This is a genomic window from Pseudomonas sp. B16120, from assembly GCF_044218845.1.
Lineage (GTDB): Bacteria > Pseudomonadota > Gammaproteobacteria > Pseudomonadales > Pseudomonadaceae > Aquipseudomonas > Aquipseudomonas paracarnis.
In genome coordinates this window covers 3,192,719-3,207,408 of record NZ_CP162588.1, presented here as the reverse complement: position 1 = coordinate 3,207,408, position 14,690 = coordinate 3,192,719, and the positions used below count along the sequence as shown (strand labels likewise).

The 14,690-nt window shown below is 57.2% G+C and carries 18 protein-coding genes and 1 tRNA gene; 7 read left to right on the top strand and 12 right to left on the bottom strand.

The window, feature by feature from the left end; translation table 11 throughout:
• Positions 1 to 842 precede the first annotated feature (842 nt).
• The 4 genes from AB4P90_RS14905 (at position 843) to AB4P90_RS14890 (ending at position 2,973) form a co-directional block, all read left to right on the top strand.
• A complete protein-coding gene (locus tag AB4P90_RS14905) occupies positions 843 to 1,595 on the top strand; it encodes a hypothetical protein (RefSeq protein ID WP_395605078.1) in 753 nt (250 codons plus the stop codon).
• Positions 1,596 to 1,726: 131 nt separating this feature from the next.
• The gene (locus tag AB4P90_RS14900) at positions 1,727 to 1,966 is read left to right on the top strand and encodes a hypothetical protein (RefSeq protein WP_201915002.1); all 240 of its coding nucleotides are present in this window, start codon (positions 1,727 to 1,729) and stop codon (positions 1,964 to 1,966) included.
• Positions 1,967 to 2,020: 54 nt separating this feature from the next.
• Positions 2,021 to 2,446 carry a cell wall hydrolase gene (locus AB4P90_RS14895; protein ID WP_201915003.1) on the top strand — a complete coding sequence of 142 codons (426 nt, stop codon included), beginning with the start codon at positions 2,021 to 2,023 and terminating at the stop codon, positions 2,444 to 2,446.
• Entirely contained in the window at positions 2,446 to 2,973 is a 528-nt protein-coding gene (locus tag AB4P90_RS14890; RefSeq protein WP_201915004.1) for a lysis system i-spanin subunit Rz, read from the top strand. Before AB4P90_RS14895 ends, AB4P90_RS14890 begins: the two co-directional genes overlap by 1 nt.
• 46 nt (positions 2,974 to 3,019) lie before the next feature.
• Here the strand turns inward: AB4P90_RS14890 and AB4P90_RS14885 are convergent, their stop codons facing one another.
• Together AB4P90_RS14885 and AB4P90_RS14880 are read right to left on the bottom strand one after the other, a co-directional pair.
• Positions 3,020 to 3,799 carry a hypothetical protein gene (locus AB4P90_RS14885; protein WP_201915005.1) on the bottom strand — a complete coding sequence of 260 codons (780 nt, stop codon included), beginning with the start codon at positions 3,797 to 3,799 and terminating at the stop codon, positions 3,020 to 3,022.
• Positions 3,800 to 4,114: 315 nt separating this feature from the next.
• Positions 4,115 to 4,798 carry an SOS response-associated peptidase family protein gene (locus AB4P90_RS14880; RefSeq protein WP_201915007.1) on the bottom strand — a complete coding sequence of 228 codons (684 nt, stop codon included), beginning with the start codon at positions 4,796 to 4,798 and terminating at the stop codon, positions 4,115 to 4,117.
• Positions 4,799 to 4,881: 83 nt separating this feature from the next.
• Between AB4P90_RS14880 and AB4P90_RS14875 the strand changes: the two genes are divergently transcribed.
• Positions 4,882 to 5,091 carry a hypothetical protein gene (locus AB4P90_RS14875; protein ID WP_201915009.1) on the top strand — a complete coding sequence of 70 codons (210 nt, stop codon included), beginning with the start codon at positions 4,882 to 4,884 and terminating at the stop codon, positions 5,089 to 5,091.
• Here AB4P90_RS14875 and AB4P90_RS14870 read toward each other — a convergent pair.
• The 3 genes from AB4P90_RS14870 to AB4P90_RS14860 form a co-directional block, all read right to left on the bottom strand.
• Positions 5,083 to 5,436, bottom strand: coding sequence for a hypothetical protein (locus tag AB4P90_RS14870; protein WP_201915011.1), 354 nt, complete (start codon positions 5,434 to 5,436; stop codon positions 5,083 to 5,085). The two genes, AB4P90_RS14875 and AB4P90_RS14870, sit on opposite strands and share 9 nt — an antisense overlap.
• An 88-nt stretch (positions 5,437 to 5,524) precedes the next feature.
• Complete coding sequence (locus AB4P90_RS14865; protein WP_201915013.1) at positions 5,525 to 5,734, bottom strand: hypothetical protein; 210 nt, start codon at positions 5,732 to 5,734, stop codon at positions 5,525 to 5,527.
• Between the two features lie 161 nt (positions 5,735 to 5,895).
• Positions 5,896 to 5,982: transfer RNA gene (locus AB4P90_RS14860), tRNA-Leu, on the bottom strand.
• A 224-nt stretch (positions 5,983 to 6,206) separates the two neighbouring features.
• On the opposite strand from AB4P90_RS14860, the gene AB4P90_RS14855 reads away from it, so the two are divergent.
• Positions 6,207 to 6,683: a hypothetical protein gene (locus tag AB4P90_RS14855; RefSeq protein ID WP_019817088.1), complete on the top strand. Its 477-nt coding sequence runs from the start codon at positions 6,207 to 6,209 to the stop codon at positions 6,681 to 6,683.
• A gap of 137 nt (positions 6,684 to 6,820) precedes the next feature.
• On the opposite strand, the gene AB4P90_RS14850 is transcribed toward AB4P90_RS14855, so the two are convergent.
• The gene (locus AB4P90_RS14850) at positions 6,821 to 7,348 is read right to left on the bottom strand and encodes a DinB family protein (RefSeq protein ID WP_014718538.1); all 528 of its coding nucleotides are present in this window, start codon (positions 7,346 to 7,348) and stop codon (positions 6,821 to 6,823) included.
• Positions 7,349 to 7,472: 124 nt separating this feature from the next.
• Here AB4P90_RS14850 and AB4P90_RS14845 point away from each other — a divergent pair, with 124 nt between their 5' ends.
• A complete protein-coding gene (locus AB4P90_RS14845; protein WP_032903063.1) occupies positions 7,473 to 8,171 on the top strand; it encodes a tellurite resistance TerB family protein in 699 nt (232 codons plus the stop codon).
• Here the strand turns inward: AB4P90_RS14845 and AB4P90_RS14840 are convergent.
• The 6 genes from AB4P90_RS14840 to AB4P90_RS14815 form a co-directional block, all read right to left on the bottom strand.
• Positions 8,168 to 8,980 carry a hypothetical protein gene (locus tag AB4P90_RS14840; RefSeq protein WP_197865048.1) on the bottom strand — a complete coding sequence of 271 codons (813 nt, stop codon included), beginning with the start codon at positions 8,978 to 8,980 and terminating at the stop codon, positions 8,168 to 8,170. The genes AB4P90_RS14845 and AB4P90_RS14840 overlap by 4 nt on opposite strands.
• Positions 8,981 to 8,998: 18 nt before the next feature.
• Positions 8,999 to 9,346 (bottom strand): DUF2493 domain-containing protein, encoded by a 348-nt coding sequence (locus AB4P90_RS14835; protein WP_003191350.1) that lies wholly within the window; start codon positions 9,344 to 9,346, stop codon positions 8,999 to 9,001.
• 64 nt (positions 9,347 to 9,410) lie between these two features.
• Entirely contained in the window at positions 9,411 to 12,125 is a 2,715-nt protein-coding gene (gene mgtA, locus AB4P90_RS14830; protein ID WP_395605077.1) for a magnesium-translocating P-type ATPase, read from the bottom strand.
• A 236-nt stretch (positions 12,126 to 12,361) separates the two neighbouring features.
• Entirely contained in the window at positions 12,362 to 12,655 is a 294-nt protein-coding gene (locus AB4P90_RS14825) for a hypothetical protein (RefSeq protein ID WP_014718533.1), read from the bottom strand.
• 316 nt (positions 12,656 to 12,971) lie between these two features.
• Positions 12,972 to 13,583, bottom strand: a complete 612-nt coding sequence (locus AB4P90_RS14820) for a LysE family transporter (RefSeq protein WP_014718532.1) — start codon at positions 13,581 to 13,583, stop codon at positions 12,972 to 12,974.
• A gap of 616 nt (positions 13,584 to 14,199) precedes the next feature.
• Positions 14,200 to 14,682 carry an arsenate reductase ArsC gene (locus AB4P90_RS14815; RefSeq protein WP_395605076.1) on the bottom strand — a complete coding sequence of 161 codons (483 nt, stop codon included), beginning with the start codon at positions 14,680 to 14,682 and terminating at the stop codon, positions 14,200 to 14,202.
• Positions 14,683 to 14,690 lie beyond the last annotated feature (8 nt).

Sequence of the window (14,690 nt, the reverse complement as noted above, 5' to 3'; positions counted from 1 at the left end):
GTGAAGAGCGGTTACCTAACGTTCAACTCAAATTGGAGGAGATGGCGCCTCAGAGCTATTAACGTAGATCCTAATTTAGCGAGTAGCTGGGTTGAGTCCGGGGTGCCAGGAGATAACCAGTTCGGATTTACAATTGACAACCCCCAGTCTCCCATTGTTTTTCTTGTAGGCAGAGGTACAGCTACAGGAGTAACCGTTTCGGGGAGCACAAAGACCTATCTGTATGCCGGAGCCAGCACAGCTACGAAGTATTATTGCTTTGATCTGATGCGTAACGACGGCTTACCCAGCCCTTGGCTAAAAACCAGATCACGAGAGTCAAGCCAAATTACGTTCAATTCAAATCAAAATCCAATGAACGTTGTTGCGTCAATACGCGCACCAGATCCAGGTCCACTGGATAGATTTGGAAGGCCGGCATCCACATACACAGGAGGGCGAAACGAAAGAATTGCATTCCAATCTCAAGCAAGTTCTGCAATTGCCCACAGTTTGGTTGACATCAATTTAGATGCGGGTACGGAATATGCCGCCTTTCTACCTTGGAATAGGTCTTGCGGGGTTATTGACGGTGACCCTTTTCCGGATGGAGGCGCCCCGACCGTATACGGAATGACTGAAGGTGCTTTCGGGAGAATCGGTGGGATCAGTTTCTTCTTTGCCCCACCAGGCAGGACTACTGAGGATTATTGGCCGACATCAAATACCGCCGGATCCTATTCGTACATGAACCTGCCAACAAGTAGGTTCCCATCTGCCCTGGTTATTAAAACTGCGGGGCTACCTTTTCCTTTTAACTGAACTCAGTAGATGCCCTGCCTTTACTGATTTGGAGAGTAACTATGGCTTCTTGGTTTTCAGAAGGGACCGTGACCGTTACTAACGGCAGCGCTGTTGTAACTGGTGTAGGTACGAAGTTTTCTAACTGCCGATCCGGCGACATGTTTGTTGGGCCGGATAACGGCATCTATCAGGTGATCAACCCGTCGAGCGATACAGCGATCTCGATTTCCCCGGCTTACCGTGGTGCAACAGCGGCTGGCAAGTCCTACGGCATCGTCCCTGTTAACGGCTATCCAAAAGCTCTGGCGGATGCAGTGAACTTGATGGTTCAGCAATGGGGAGTGACTCTCGCCGGATTGGGTCCGCTGGCCAGCGCTAACATCGCCCAGGTGGCAAATGGTGGCACGGGGGCATCCACAGCCACGCAGGCCCGAGTGAATTTAGGGCTAGGGACGGCTGCTACTGCAAACATAGGAAATTTGGTGGGCACGGTGCCGGATGCACAGCGGCTTGGCGTGGCTACTACTGTTGAAGCAAAAGACTGGTATACCAACGAAGGCCCGGGTTTTTCGTCGAATCTCTTTCCACCCAACTCTCCCGGTCCTATCGGGTATGGTTATTTTTATAAGCAGACCATGACGTATGGCTCCAACGGTAACCGTACGGTTATTGCCTGGCCATATGGTAGCGGGCAGGACTCCGGAACCATCCTTTTTCAATCAATTTATGATGGCCGGGCGACTCCGATGCGTGAGATCTACCACACTGGCAATACCACCCGTGCTGCTGACGGCACCTTGAAGGCGATCTGACCATGGCAAGAGCAGCAATTAACGTATTGGGTGCTACAGGCGCAACTCACGACTTCGTAACCAATGGGGCGGGCGTTGTTTCATCGTCACGCGAGTCTGTTGGTGTGTACCGCATTACAGGGTGCCTGGGCATGGTTCCTTTCCCTCCAGTAGATGAGGGCTGGGGTTACACGGTGAACCAGGTAGACAGTCGTGCTGACGTGGAGACGGACTTCGCTGATGGAGTGCTGACGGTGACGGTTACCAAGAACGGTAAGCCGTATGACCTGAAGCACATGATCACCTTGCATATTCTAGTGCCGGATGCGCCGGCGGTGGAGATGCCGGCGGAAGCGCCGACTGCACCGGAGAGTGCGCCCCCTGAAGCCTGATCTGCACTGAACACCATGACCGCCTTGTGCGGTTTTTTTTCGCCTGGAGAAAACATGAACGAAGCCGAGAAAGACCTGGATATCCTGGCGCGCACGCTGTGGGGCGAAGCCCGTGGTGAGGGACTGGACGGCCAGGTTGCCGTGGCCTGGACCATCCGCAACCGTGTGTTCGACGGCAAGGCCGCATCCTGGTGGGGCGAGGGTTACGCCGGCGTTTGCCTGAAACCCTGGCAGTTCAGCTGCTGGAACCAGAACGACCCGAACTACGCATACCTGAGCGATGCCAAGCAGATTCCGGCCGCGCAGTTCGCCCAGGCCGAGCGTGCGGCTGACCAAGTGATGTCGGGCGCGGTACCAGATCCAACTGGCGGCGCCACGCACTACTACGCAACGACAATGCCGAAGGCTCCGGCCTGGGCGGCGAAGGCCAAGCAGACGTTGCGCCTTGGTCACCATGTCTTCTTCAAGGATGTGCCGTGATGACGCCGGTACAGAAGCTGATCGGCCTGGTGCTGGCAATCCTGCTGGCGCTGTCCATCGGCGTTGGCGGGGCGTGGCTGGTTCAGGACTGGCGCCTAGGCAAGAAGATGGCTGAGCGTATCGCGGAGCAGGGCGCCCGCCACCAGAAGGAACTGGATGCAATCACTGGCGAGGCCTGGCTTCAGCAGTCGGCCGAGCTGGATAAGCGCCTGGCCACCGAGCAACAGCTCGCGATCCAGGACCAACACCACACCGAGGAGTTATCCGATGCCCAGCGCAACCAGGCTCGCCTGCGTGACCAGCTTGCTACTGCTGATGTCCGGCTGTCAGTCCTCATTGCCGAGGATTCAGCTAGTAGCTGCAACGTGCCTACCGCCCCCGGCGCCGTCGGCGTGGTTCATGCAGCCCGTCGAGCCCAACTTGACCCAGCGCATGCTCAACGAATTATCGCCATCACCGATGCCGGCGACCACGGATTGATCGCGCTACGGGCGTGCCAAGCATATGTCAGGGAGGTGTCTCGGTAAGTTAAGTTGTTTTTGAAAGTTGCCATATTTTTCCAAGTCAACGTCCTTAAGGTGAGACTGAAGCATTATCTACTTTCTGCTTGATCGATTTTAAAATTACGTCAACGGTGTGTGCCTCTGTAGTTCTTCCATCACTTTTTTCTATAATTGATTTCGAGCGCTCAGTATCGCCATAAAGCTTGTAAATAGCAGCTAAGAAGACTTCAGCGTCACCAAATGGTGTTGCTTCATAAGATTTTTCTGCAAACGAAATAACAGCGGCTTTCACTTTTTGTGGATCTTGGCTGACCAGGAGGTCAGAGGCTTTAAGTCTATAGATGGCAGATGTTATATTCTTGTTCGCAAAAACTTGGAAGTCTGATATTTTTTTCTCGGTGAACTCATTGTTTATGTTGTCTAAGAGTTCGTCCATGATGCGTAATGCTCTTCCGTGCTCTCCTTTGTAATAGATGGCCATGGCCCCAAGAAAAATATAGGGTGTACTGTTTTCTTTATAGCATTTTTGAAATAATTTGGCATACTTTGCTCCTTCTTCTTTGTTGTCGCTTATTGATGCTATGCCAAGCATTGAGCTGTATATGGAGCATAGTTTTCCAATATCGGTAATGGTTTTTTCTTCTCTTAGTAGTATGATCTCTGCCTCTTTATACTTTCCCTGCTCTATTAGGTTTTTTGCGTCATACATGTCGAGATTTTCATCAGCAAAAGATGTGCTGGAGTTCGCAAAAACAAAGCCGCTTATAAGTAAGAGTGAAAGGCCTGATAAATATTTTTTTGGCTTTGAAGTTGTTTTAATGATTGGCATGCTACGATATGAGTTACGCATTATCAATTCTCCACTTTCATCGCGGTAGGAATGTTTTTTTGGGGTGAGGGCCGCTGCCCTAATCATTTGCACATTATCGCCATAAGCAGTCGAAAACCCGTACTCGCCTGACCTTCGGGGTTTCTATTCCCACCTCATTGTTCAATAAAATCGGGTGTGGCGGGAAGATATCATGAAAGGTGATGTTGCCTGATCGAACCTAATCCCGTTACCTGAATTGCATGAAGACATTCCCGTTATGGTGAATTCAGGGTCTACCTAGCTTCATGGCGTTTTGATCGATCTGCCAACCAATTGGCTGCGACATATTCCATACTATACGTTGGTTGGTTGGATTAGCTCCGGCCCCTTGCTCCTAACGTTACCCACGGCCATACCGACCTTGAACCATTCGAAAGCCTCGGACGGTTCGCCCTGGTGCAGCACCATCTGCTCGGTGCGCTCCTTGGGTGTGGCTGGATCCAACCATTCCCGGGCCAGGTCCGGCGTCAGCACCACGGGGCGCCGGTCGTGAATGTCCACCATGCCCCCGGCACTGTCGGCGGTGATGATCACGAAACCGTCATGCTCGCCCGGGCCTTCATCAGCGTCCGGTAGCTGGCCAATGGCAGCGCAGAGTATTGGTGCCCCATCCCTCCGACGGATGAGGTAGGGCTGCTTTTTTGGGCCGCCTTCATCCACCCATTCAAACCAGTTGTCGATAGGCGTGATCGCCCGGTGCGGCCAGATCGCCCGGAAGAACGGGCCATGCGCCACTTTTTCCACGCGTGCGTTGATAGGTGCTGCTCGGTCTTTCGCCCAGTGCGGCCGCCATCCCCAGCGTACCGGGTCGGCGTGTAACAGATCGCCCTGCAGGTGCAACAGCGCAACCGCAGTTGATGGCGCCACGTTGTACCGCTCAATCGGCTGATCGCCAACTGAGTTCACCAGAGCATTGTGCATGCTCAGCGCCGCAACGAAGTCGTGGATTCCCCGGTACTGCGAAAGTCTCCCGCACATAAGCGTCTCCGCTCGTCGGCGCCGATGAACAGCCGTTCCCCGGCCAATCTCTACACTGTAGACACTGGCTCGAGGTATTCGTCATGGCGATCAACATTGATCAGGTCAACGCAATGGAGGCGTGGTTTGCGCTGCGTAACGACCCTGCATTCATATCGGCCACACCGGAAGAGCGTTACGAAACGCGACTGGCCCTGGCTGACGACCTCAAAGAACAGGGGCTGATCAAGAAAGGTGAGTGGCGGGAGCTGACTGAGGAAGCAGTTACGGCCTATGCCGACGAGCTAGGCTAATGGCTGCTTGTAAACGCTAAGCTCGAGCAGCAGTCGCTGATTCTCCCTGAGAAGATGGTCGCGCTGCCCGGTGATGATTTTCACGCTTTGCACTGAGGCAAACGAGTACTGCTGTTCCAGCGTGCTGATCTTTTCCTCAACCGCAGCGAGCTTTGCTTCTGTCTCGGCCTTTCCCGTCATCAGCAGATCATTCATCTGCACCAGGCCGGCGATATTCGCCCGCGCTCGACGCAGCATGCGCTCGGTCTCCACCAGCTCATCTACGAGAATTGAGCATTGGTGCTGGTACATCTCAAGTGGAGTGGGGCAACCGAGCCAATCATCGGTGTCCATTTCAACGTTCATAGCGTGAATCTCAAATACTGTATGTGCGTACAGTAATCGAGGTTTGGACGTGGCGCGATTTGAGCCGACGAGCTGTATGGGCTTGCGACTATTCCGATTCCATCAGCACGGCGAGAGTCATTTTGATGAACTCTTCGTTGTGTCCGATTGTGAAGAGGGCGCCTCGTACGTTGTCTGCCACTTCGGCGGAGCCACGTTGCTCAACCCAGTTTGACAGCTCCAGGAAGGAGGCTTCGAGGGCAAGTTGGTTTTCGTAGAGTTTGGAAAGCAGGGAAGGGATTAGGTCTGAATTCGGCATCGTTGTTCCTCCGTGAGCGAACAGCGTAGCAGGCAAGTTATTGAGTGGGGAGATCGTTCGGCAGGACGCCGGGGGAGGGGAATTGCGAAGCGGCTTCTAAAATTGCGGAGCGGAAAAGATAAGGGCCTGCTCAAGTTTCCCTGGCAAGCCCTTGATATCTATGGTGCCCGAACCCGGAATCGAACCGGGACGCCCTTACGAGCGGGGGATTTTAAGTCCCATGCGTCTACCAGTTTCGCCATTCGGGCGGTAGCGCGGTGTAACAGGGTTGGGAATATATAGATCCAGCCGCTTCAGCGCAACCTCCAAGCCGGTTTTCCCGCATAAAGATGCGCAGGAAAAAGCGTGGCAGATCAGTGATCTACAGGGCCTTTGTGTCAAGTCCCGATGAACGCAAGCCACCCAGGAACAAGCCCCATAAATGACAGTCATAGCGATAGGCCATTTCGGCATTTTCGCAGGGAGTCGTTTGATGCTCAGTATCCGTAAGCAGGCTTGGATCATGGCCGCAGGTGTCGCGGGGTTGTTGGGCACTGGCGTATTCAGTCTGGCGCAGGCGGGGAGTGCGGTGCAGTGGGGGGAGTTCAGTGCGTCGTCTTCAGACAAGTTGACGGCCGGCTCGATGGATGTGGGCGGCGCCTATGTGTTGAAGCCCTCGGGTGTTTCCGTGGGTGATGTCGAGGCGCTGCAGGCTGGGCAAAAACAGAGTCAAAGCGAATTGCAAAGCTTGAAAAGCAAAGTGGAGGGCCAGGAGCGGGCGTTTGATGAGTTCAAGCGCAAGGACGGCTCGAGTGCCAGTAGCAGTGACAGCCAGCTGTCGAGTCTCAAGCGTACGGTGGATGAGCAGAAGAGCACGATAGAGCGGCAGAAAAGCGAAATCGACGGCCTCAAGCGAAGCCTGGATGATGTGAAGCGCAGTGTGGAAAACTTGAGCAGCAAGGTGAAGTGACAGCACTGATGCTGTGGGCAATATAGAGCAACTGTGGGAGCTGGCTTGCCTGCGATAGCGATGTGTCAGTCACAGGTATTGAACCCGTTACACCGCCATCGCAGGCAAGCCAGCTCTCACATTGATCGTGTCTGTATTTAGTCAATCAGTGCCAGCAAGTCGGTAATCCCCACATCCACACCCGCCTGGCTCAGCAGTGTCGTCACTTGGCCGCGGTGGTGGGTCTGGTGGTTGAAAAAGTGCACCAGCAGGCCGAAAAAGGGTTTCTCGGCGGCCACGCCGCGCATGTTGTGATAGCGCAGGTGTTGATCAAGGTGGGACTCGTGCAGGCTGTTGGCCCAATCGATGATCAGTTGATCCAGCCAGGCGCGATGGGCCGATAATTCAGCAAGGCTGGCGAAGGCCAATTGCTTGAGGTCACCGGGCGTAGCAATGCCGTTGAGTGGCGCCAAGGCCGCAAAGTGGGCCGGGTGTTCGGCAAAGCGTTTGAGCCAGACGGTGTCGCCCAGCATCAGGTGGTTCAAAGTGCCGAGGATCGAGCCGAAAAACGCCTGGCGGTCCAGGGTCAATTGTGCGTGCGTGAGGGTGCCGGCGGTGTCGTAGACCTTGCGGTTCATCCATTGGTTGTAAGTGGCCATCAACGCAATATGCTCGATGCGATTCACCGCTGTTCTCCCTTTTCGGCGTGATGGCGTCATCATAAAGCTTGTCCGCCCGACGGTCATGGTGTTCCATCAGGGGAGGACTATGTTTGATCAACGCCACTATTGCGCCCCGGAGGGCGACACCATGAATACCAGCGATCTACTGGAACAACTGTTGCGTGCAGGGCAGCAAGGCGGCGGAGCTGCGGGCGGCGGCCTGGGCGGGTTGCTTGGAGGGTTGTTGAAGGGCGCCGGCACCGGCAATGCGTCTGCGGCGGGCGGCGGTTTGGGTGGTTTATTAGGTGGCCTGGGTGGCTTGTTGGGCGGCGCGCCGGCGGGTGGGGCCACCCAAACGCGTAGCGGCGGTGGGATGAACTACGCGGCGCTGGCGTCCCTGGGCATGGCGGCGTTCCAAGCGTACCAAGCGTGGCAACGCCAACAGGCTTCGGCCCCGCAGCAAGCTATCCAGACCGTTGACCAGCTTGAAGGGCCTGAAGCCGAAGCCCATAGCCACGGCGTACTGCGTGCGTTGATCGCGGCGGCCAAGGCCGATGGCAAAATCGATGCGCAAGAGCAGCAAATGATTTCTGCCGAGATTGGCCGTCACACCGACGACCCTCAGTTGCAGCAGTGGCTCGACGCCGAAGTCGCCAAGCCCCTGGATGCCGCCGATTTTGCCGAGTATGCCAATGACCGGGCACTTGCTGCGGAGATTTACCTGGCGAGCGTGATGCTGGTCGATGATCAGCAGGACGCCGAGCGCAATTACCTTGACGACCTGGCTGGTCAGTTGCACATCGATCCGCAATTGCAGGTGCATCTGGAGCAGCAGGCCAACGCCTAGAACCTCAGCGTCGCCCCAGTGGTCAGCCACTGGGCGCGATCGCCAATCAGGCTGCGCCCGACCAGCAGGTCCACGTCGACAAATTCGCCAATGTGCAAGCGCGGCCCAGCCTGCCAGGCCTGTTCGCCGCCTTCCTGGCCATAGCGCTCGCCAATCAGCGTGAGCTTCTCTGCCAACTGATATTCGAACCCCGTGCCCCAAGTCAGGCGATGCTGTTGATCACCGTCGTTGTAGGCGTGGCTCCAGCCGGCGTTCAGGTTCAGGCGCAAGGGTGCCAGGGGTTGCCATGTGAGTGGGATGTTCAGATCTGCGCCGTCGAACCCGTGATGGCGATCCAGCGCGACATGCGCCCCGACCGCAATCGCCAGTTCCAAGCCCAACTCTTGTCGTGACAGCACCTGTACCTTGGCTTGCGGGCTGATCTGCGTCTCGCCTTTGCCTGCATCCACGGCCCGTGACAACGCGGCGCCCCATTGCACGGCAGGCATAGCGCTGAACGTGCACGCGGGCGACAAGCTGCTGTTGTGGGTGCTGCCCGCGTGCCGATGGGCGCTGTACCAGGCGTCGACGTTGCATTCCCCCGGCGCGTTGATCGCACCGTCATCAACCACATAAGCGCCGCCTGCGGCTTGGGCTTTTGAAATCAACGCGACGACAAAGACCAGGCCCAGGGTCATGCCGATAAAGATCAAGTTGCGCTGCAATGCACGGCGCTTTGCTGGCGGCAGTAACAGCAGGGTGTGACGAGAGTGGCGTGCGCGATATTTGGTAAACCCGTCGCGGCGTGCCGGCGTGTATTTTTTGTGCATGATGCACCTCGCTTGAATTCAGCTTTCTACGGTCAGCACCGAAATGCCGCTGGCTTTGGCCTGGCAAACCAGCTCCGAGGTATCGTCACCACCCGGCAGGGCAATGATCAGGTCGGGGCGGCTGTCGGCCAGCATGAAGTGGTTGCGCTGGCGTTCCGCCTGTTTGCCATGGCGCTGCCAATTGGGTGGATAACGCACCACGTCGATACCGATTTCCCGCGCCCATTCCTCGATCTCACTGCCCAGGAACTGGTTGCCGCCGTGAATCAGTACCTGCACCGGGCGCAGGCGGTGGTAAGCGTCCAGCACATGGCGGGACTTTTTGGTGTCGGCGTAATGACGACCTGCACAGATCAACACGCGCATGAGCAAATCCTTGTATTGCACGCAGGCGACCAGGCAGCCGCCTGCGTTTGAACGGCGGGGAGGGTCAGTACCACTGTTTGAAGCGGCGGATGTAGATCGTCTTCATCAGTTGGGCGACGCAGCAGTAAGCCAGCAAGGTGCCCACCAGCCATGGGAAGTACGCCAGCGGCAGCGGTTGCAGGCCCACCAGGGTGCCCAGTGGCGAGAACGGTACGTAGATGCCCAGGGCGATCACGATGCAGGTCATCATCAACACCGGCCAGGCGGCCGTGCTCTGGAAGAACGGGATCTTGCGGGTACGCAGCATATGCACCACCAGGGTTTGCGAAAGCAGCCCCTCGATAAACCAGCCGGACTGGAACAGGGTCTGCATTTCCACACTGTTGGCCGAGAACACGTACCACATCAGCGCAAAGGTGGTGATGTCAAAGATCGACGAGGTAGGGCCAATCCAGATCATGAAGCGGCCGATGTTTTTCGCATCCCACTTGCGTGGCTTGGCCAGGTATTCCTTGTCCATCTTGTCCCACGGCAGGGCCAGTTGGGAGATGTCATACATCAGGTTCTGCAGCAGCAGATGGATCGCCAGCATGGGCATGAACGGGATGAACGCACTGGCCACCAGCACTGAGAACACGTTGCCGAAGTTGGAGCTGGCGGTCATGTTCAGGTACTTCATGATATTGCCGAAGGTTTCGCGGCCCTTGAGCACGCCTTCTTCCAGCACCATCAGGCTCTTTTCCAGCAGGATGATGTCGGCCGATTCCTTGGCGATGTCGGTGCCGCTGTCCACCGAAATACCCACATCGGCATCCCGCAGCGCCGGTGCATCGTTGATGCCGTCGCCGAGGAAGCCGACGGTGTGCCCGTTAGCTTGCAGGGCCTTGAGCACGCGGGATTTTTGCAGCGGCGTGAGCTTGGCGAATACCGTGCGCTCTTCTACGCGGCGCAGCAGGGTGGCGTCGTCCATGGCTTCGATTTCCACGCCCAGCAGCGGCTGGCCGGGTTCCAGGCCAACCTGGCGGCAGATCTTGCTGGTGACCACGGCGTTGTCGCCGGTCAACACCTTGATCGCCACACCAATCTGTTGCAGCGCCGCAATCGCCGGGCCTGCGGTTTCTTTCGGTGGGTCGAGGAAGGTCAAGAAGCCCTGGATCACCAGGTTGCGCTCGTCGCTGGTGGTGTACTGCTGGCGGGCCAGCGCTTTAGGGATATTGCGGGTCGCTACCACCAGCACGCGGAAACCGTCTTCGTTGTAGTCATTGGCGAGTGCCAGCAGTGCCTCACGACGGCGGTCATCCAGGGGCACGGCTTCGCCGGCCTCCATGACATGGGTAGAAATGCCCAGCATCTCTTCCACCGCGCCCTTGCACACCAGCAACTGGTCACCGGCGGCATCCTTGACCACGATCGACAGGCGACGACGGACAAAGTCGAACGGCAATTCATCGACCTTGCTGTAGGCAAACGGCACCTGGAAATTGGGGTTTTGTTCCGAGAACTGCACCACTGCCTGGTCCATCAGGTTTTTCATGCCGCTCTGGTGAAAGCTGTTGAGCCAGGCCAGGGACAGCACGGCGTCATCGCGCTGGCCGAAGGCATTGACGTGATGTTCGAGGATGATCTTGTCCTGGGTAAGGGTGCCGGTCTTGTCGGTGCACAGCACGTCCATCGAACCGAAGTTCTGGATCGCATTGAGGCGCTTGACCACTACTTTGCGCTTGGCCATGGCCGTGGCGCCCTTGGCCAGGTTGGCGCTGACGATCATCGGCAGCATTTCCGGGGTAAGGCCGACGGCGACCGCCAGAGCAAACAGGAAGGCATCACCCCAATCGCCCTTGGAGAAGCCATTGAGGAAGAACACGATGGGCACCATCACCAGCATGAAGCGGATCAGCAGCCAACTGACACTGTTCACGCCCCGGTCGAAGGCGGTTTGCACCCGCGAGCCGACAATCGCCTTGGCCAGGGAGCCAAAGTAGGTGCGCGGCCCCGTTGCCACCACCACTGCTTTAGCGCGGCCGCTGACCACGTTGGTGCCCATGAAGCAGATGTTCGGCAAGTCCAGCAAGTTGCCCTGGTCGGCGGCCAGGGTAGAGGCGGATTTTTGCGTGACATCGCCCAGGGTGTCGTACTTCTCCACCGGCAGGGCTTCGCCGGTCAGCACGGCCTGGCTGATAAACAGGTCGCGGGACTCGATCAGGCGGATATCGGCGGGGATCATGTCGCCAGCGGACAATTGCACGATATCGCCGGCCACCAGGTCACGCATCGGCACTTCGCGCAAGGTGGGCTGAGCACCAACCTGCTCGCGGCGCAGCACGGTGGCGGTGGTGCGTACCATGGCCTTGAGGGCCTCGGCGGATTTGGCCGAACGGTGTTCCTGCCAGAAACGCAGCAGGCTGCTGAGCAACACCATGGTCATGATAATGACGACCTTGGTCGGGTCGGCTTCTTCGCCTTCCTGCATCGGCAGCCAGCAGTCAGTCACAAAGCTGATGCCACCCAGGGTCAGCAGCACGTAGATGAACGGGTTGTTCAGAGCCTGCAGGAACTGGACGATAGCGTGTGGCGGCTTGTCGTGGGCGACTTCGTTATAGCCTTCTCGTTGCAGACGCGCCGAAGCGTCCAGTTCGGTCAGGCCGTCCTGGGTGGCCCGTACATTGGCGAGGGTGGCCGCCAGGCCATTTTGGGCTTCACGGGCGGCACGCATCGACAGCTTGGTGTCGGCAGCGGTGCCATTTTTTTTGTTCAGAGGCGTGTTTTTTACGGCGCTCATTGTCTGTACTCCTGTCGCCAATTCTCGACAAAACATACCCGGTACTTACCTGAATACAGGCGAGCGAAAGCATGCCGAGCCGCAAACTTTGCGATCGGTTTAAATAAGGTGTTCACATAACTTCTGAAGGGCCCGCTAACAGCGCGTTAGTTAACGAGCGTGCAGCGGGCTACTACTGGATTTGTTCATAAAGAACTCCAGGGTCATCAATAAGAAAGTTGCTGTTTCCAGCTAGCTCAGGCGGCGCGAGTGCTCAGGTAAAGACCGAGCATCAGGCGCGCTTGCGCCAGGCGGGAAACCTTGGGTCTCTGCGGGTCTTGAGGGTCGGCATGATCCCAATGCTGCACCAGGTGGCCGCTTTCAGGGCAGATACGCCAGTGCGCCAGCGGCGGTGCCGGGCGCACTTGAGGGGAGGGTGTGACAAAGGTCGAGCGTGTTGGCGAAAAGCCCGCCGGCGCTCGGCACAGCTTGGCGCGCAGGGCGGCGACCAGTGTGCGTGTATCAGGCAAAACAAGGAGTTGGAAGGTCATAACACACCTCGGGACCGGACGGGCGACCGGTGAGGCAGTTACGATGGAGCATCAAGCTCTAGCGCAGCTTACCGGACCTGGAACGCGAGTCCTGTCATATTCTGGGTTTGGCGCCCGATGCCCGCAGAGGCGGTGCTCGGACAGCGACTAGATACTGTGTCCATTGGCTTCTTTTGTGAGGTTTAAAAAAGGCCCCAGTTGCGGGCACGGGCAATCTACTCAGGGCGTCACAGAATGTCAACGCATGATTAATTAAATTAGCCCGTGTTCAGAGTTTGTTCAGACAAGAGGCATGCAAGTTATTGGCTGGATAACTTTATATACCGTGCGCGGCGAGTATCGCCAGATAAATCAATACTAAACCGCACGCCGCATAACTCACACGTTGCCAGCTAGGTGATGCGTTCTTGCGTAGCAGGTTCACCAAGGCGGCGGTAAGAAAACACGAGAGTACCGACGCCAGCATGAAGCCGGCAAAAAACATCAGGGTCTGCCCGTGACTGGGGGTGGTGCCGACAATCCCCGACAGTGCGCTGCCCAAGGCGCCCCAGTAGACGATGTTTTTCGGATTAGCCAAGGAAATCGCCGCGCCCACCGCCAACGCATTTTTGCCTGAGCTGGCAGGGGCGTTGTCGGTTGCGGGTAACTGCCAGGCATCAATCAGGCTGCGGATGCCCAGCCAGGCCAGGTAGAGCGCACAGACGATTGTAAGTGGAACCCGCACTGCATCATGCTGAATCAGCAGTGCGATACCGGTGAGGCCAATCACGGCCCAGACGGCGTCGCCCACCAGTGAGCCGAACTGCACCAGCAACGCCGGCGTGAAGCCATGGAGCAAGCCGCGGCGCAGAGTCTCTGCCAGCACGGCGCCGGGAGAAAGGCAAAATACAAAACCGAATACCAGCGCATAGACAAAGATCGACAGCATGCTCAGTTCCTTTCGAGAAAGTGCCAGAGCATACGTCAGTCCGAGAGAGGGATACCACGTCCTCTGTAGGAACGTTCGCGATGGCGGTATGTCAGCCACTCAATCTTCAACTGAACCACCGCCATCGCAGGCAAGCCAGCTCCCACACTGGTCATGCATTGCCCACAGAATCAGCGCCCGGCGCAGATCCCCTGTGGGAGCGGGCTTGCCCGCGATGGCGGTGTGTCAGCCACTGAATCTTTTACTGAACCAACGCTTTCGCAGGCAAGCCAGCTCCCACATTGGTTATGTACTGCCCACAGAATCAACGCCCGGCGCAGATCCCCTGTGGGAGCGGGCTTGCCCGCGATGGCGGTGTGTCAGCCACTGAATCTTTTACTGAACCAACGCTTTCGCAGGCAAGCCAGCTCCCACATTGGTTATGTACTGCCCACAGAATCAACGCCCGGCGCAGATCTCCTGTGGGAGCGGGCTTGCTCGCGAAGGCGGTGTGTCAGCCACTCAATCTTCAACTGAACCACCGCAATCGCAGGCAAGCCAGCTCCCACACTGGTCATGCATTGCCCACAGAGTCAGCGCCTGTCACAGGACCCTGTAGGAGTGAGCAAGCTCGCTCCTAAAAAGGCTGCGGTGTTGAGGCAATGCGGTCGACTGCAGCCTTCAATTCATCTGGCGATAAACTCGCAAAGGGGAGCGCAAAAAAAGCTTCGCAGCGTGCGGCGATGATGTTGAGGGTGGCCTTGAATGCAGCGTCTACTTGCGCCTCATCACCCTGCATCTCGGAGGGGTCTTCCAAGCCCCAATGGGCCTTCACCGCCGGGCCAAAATACACCGGGCACGCTTCACCGGCTGCTTTATCGCACACGGTGATGACCACATCCGGCGGGCAGCCTTGAAAGGCGTCATTGTCCTTGCTGTACAAACCTTCGATGCTGATGCCCGCCGCCTGCAGCGTGCTCAGGCTACGGGGCAACACCTGGCCCTTGGGAAAACTGCCCGAGCTGACCGCCTCGAAACCCTCTGGCGCCAAGTGATTGAACATCGCTTCGGACAAGATGCTGCGGCAACTGTTGGCGGTACACATGAACAGGACTTTCATGGCGCGTT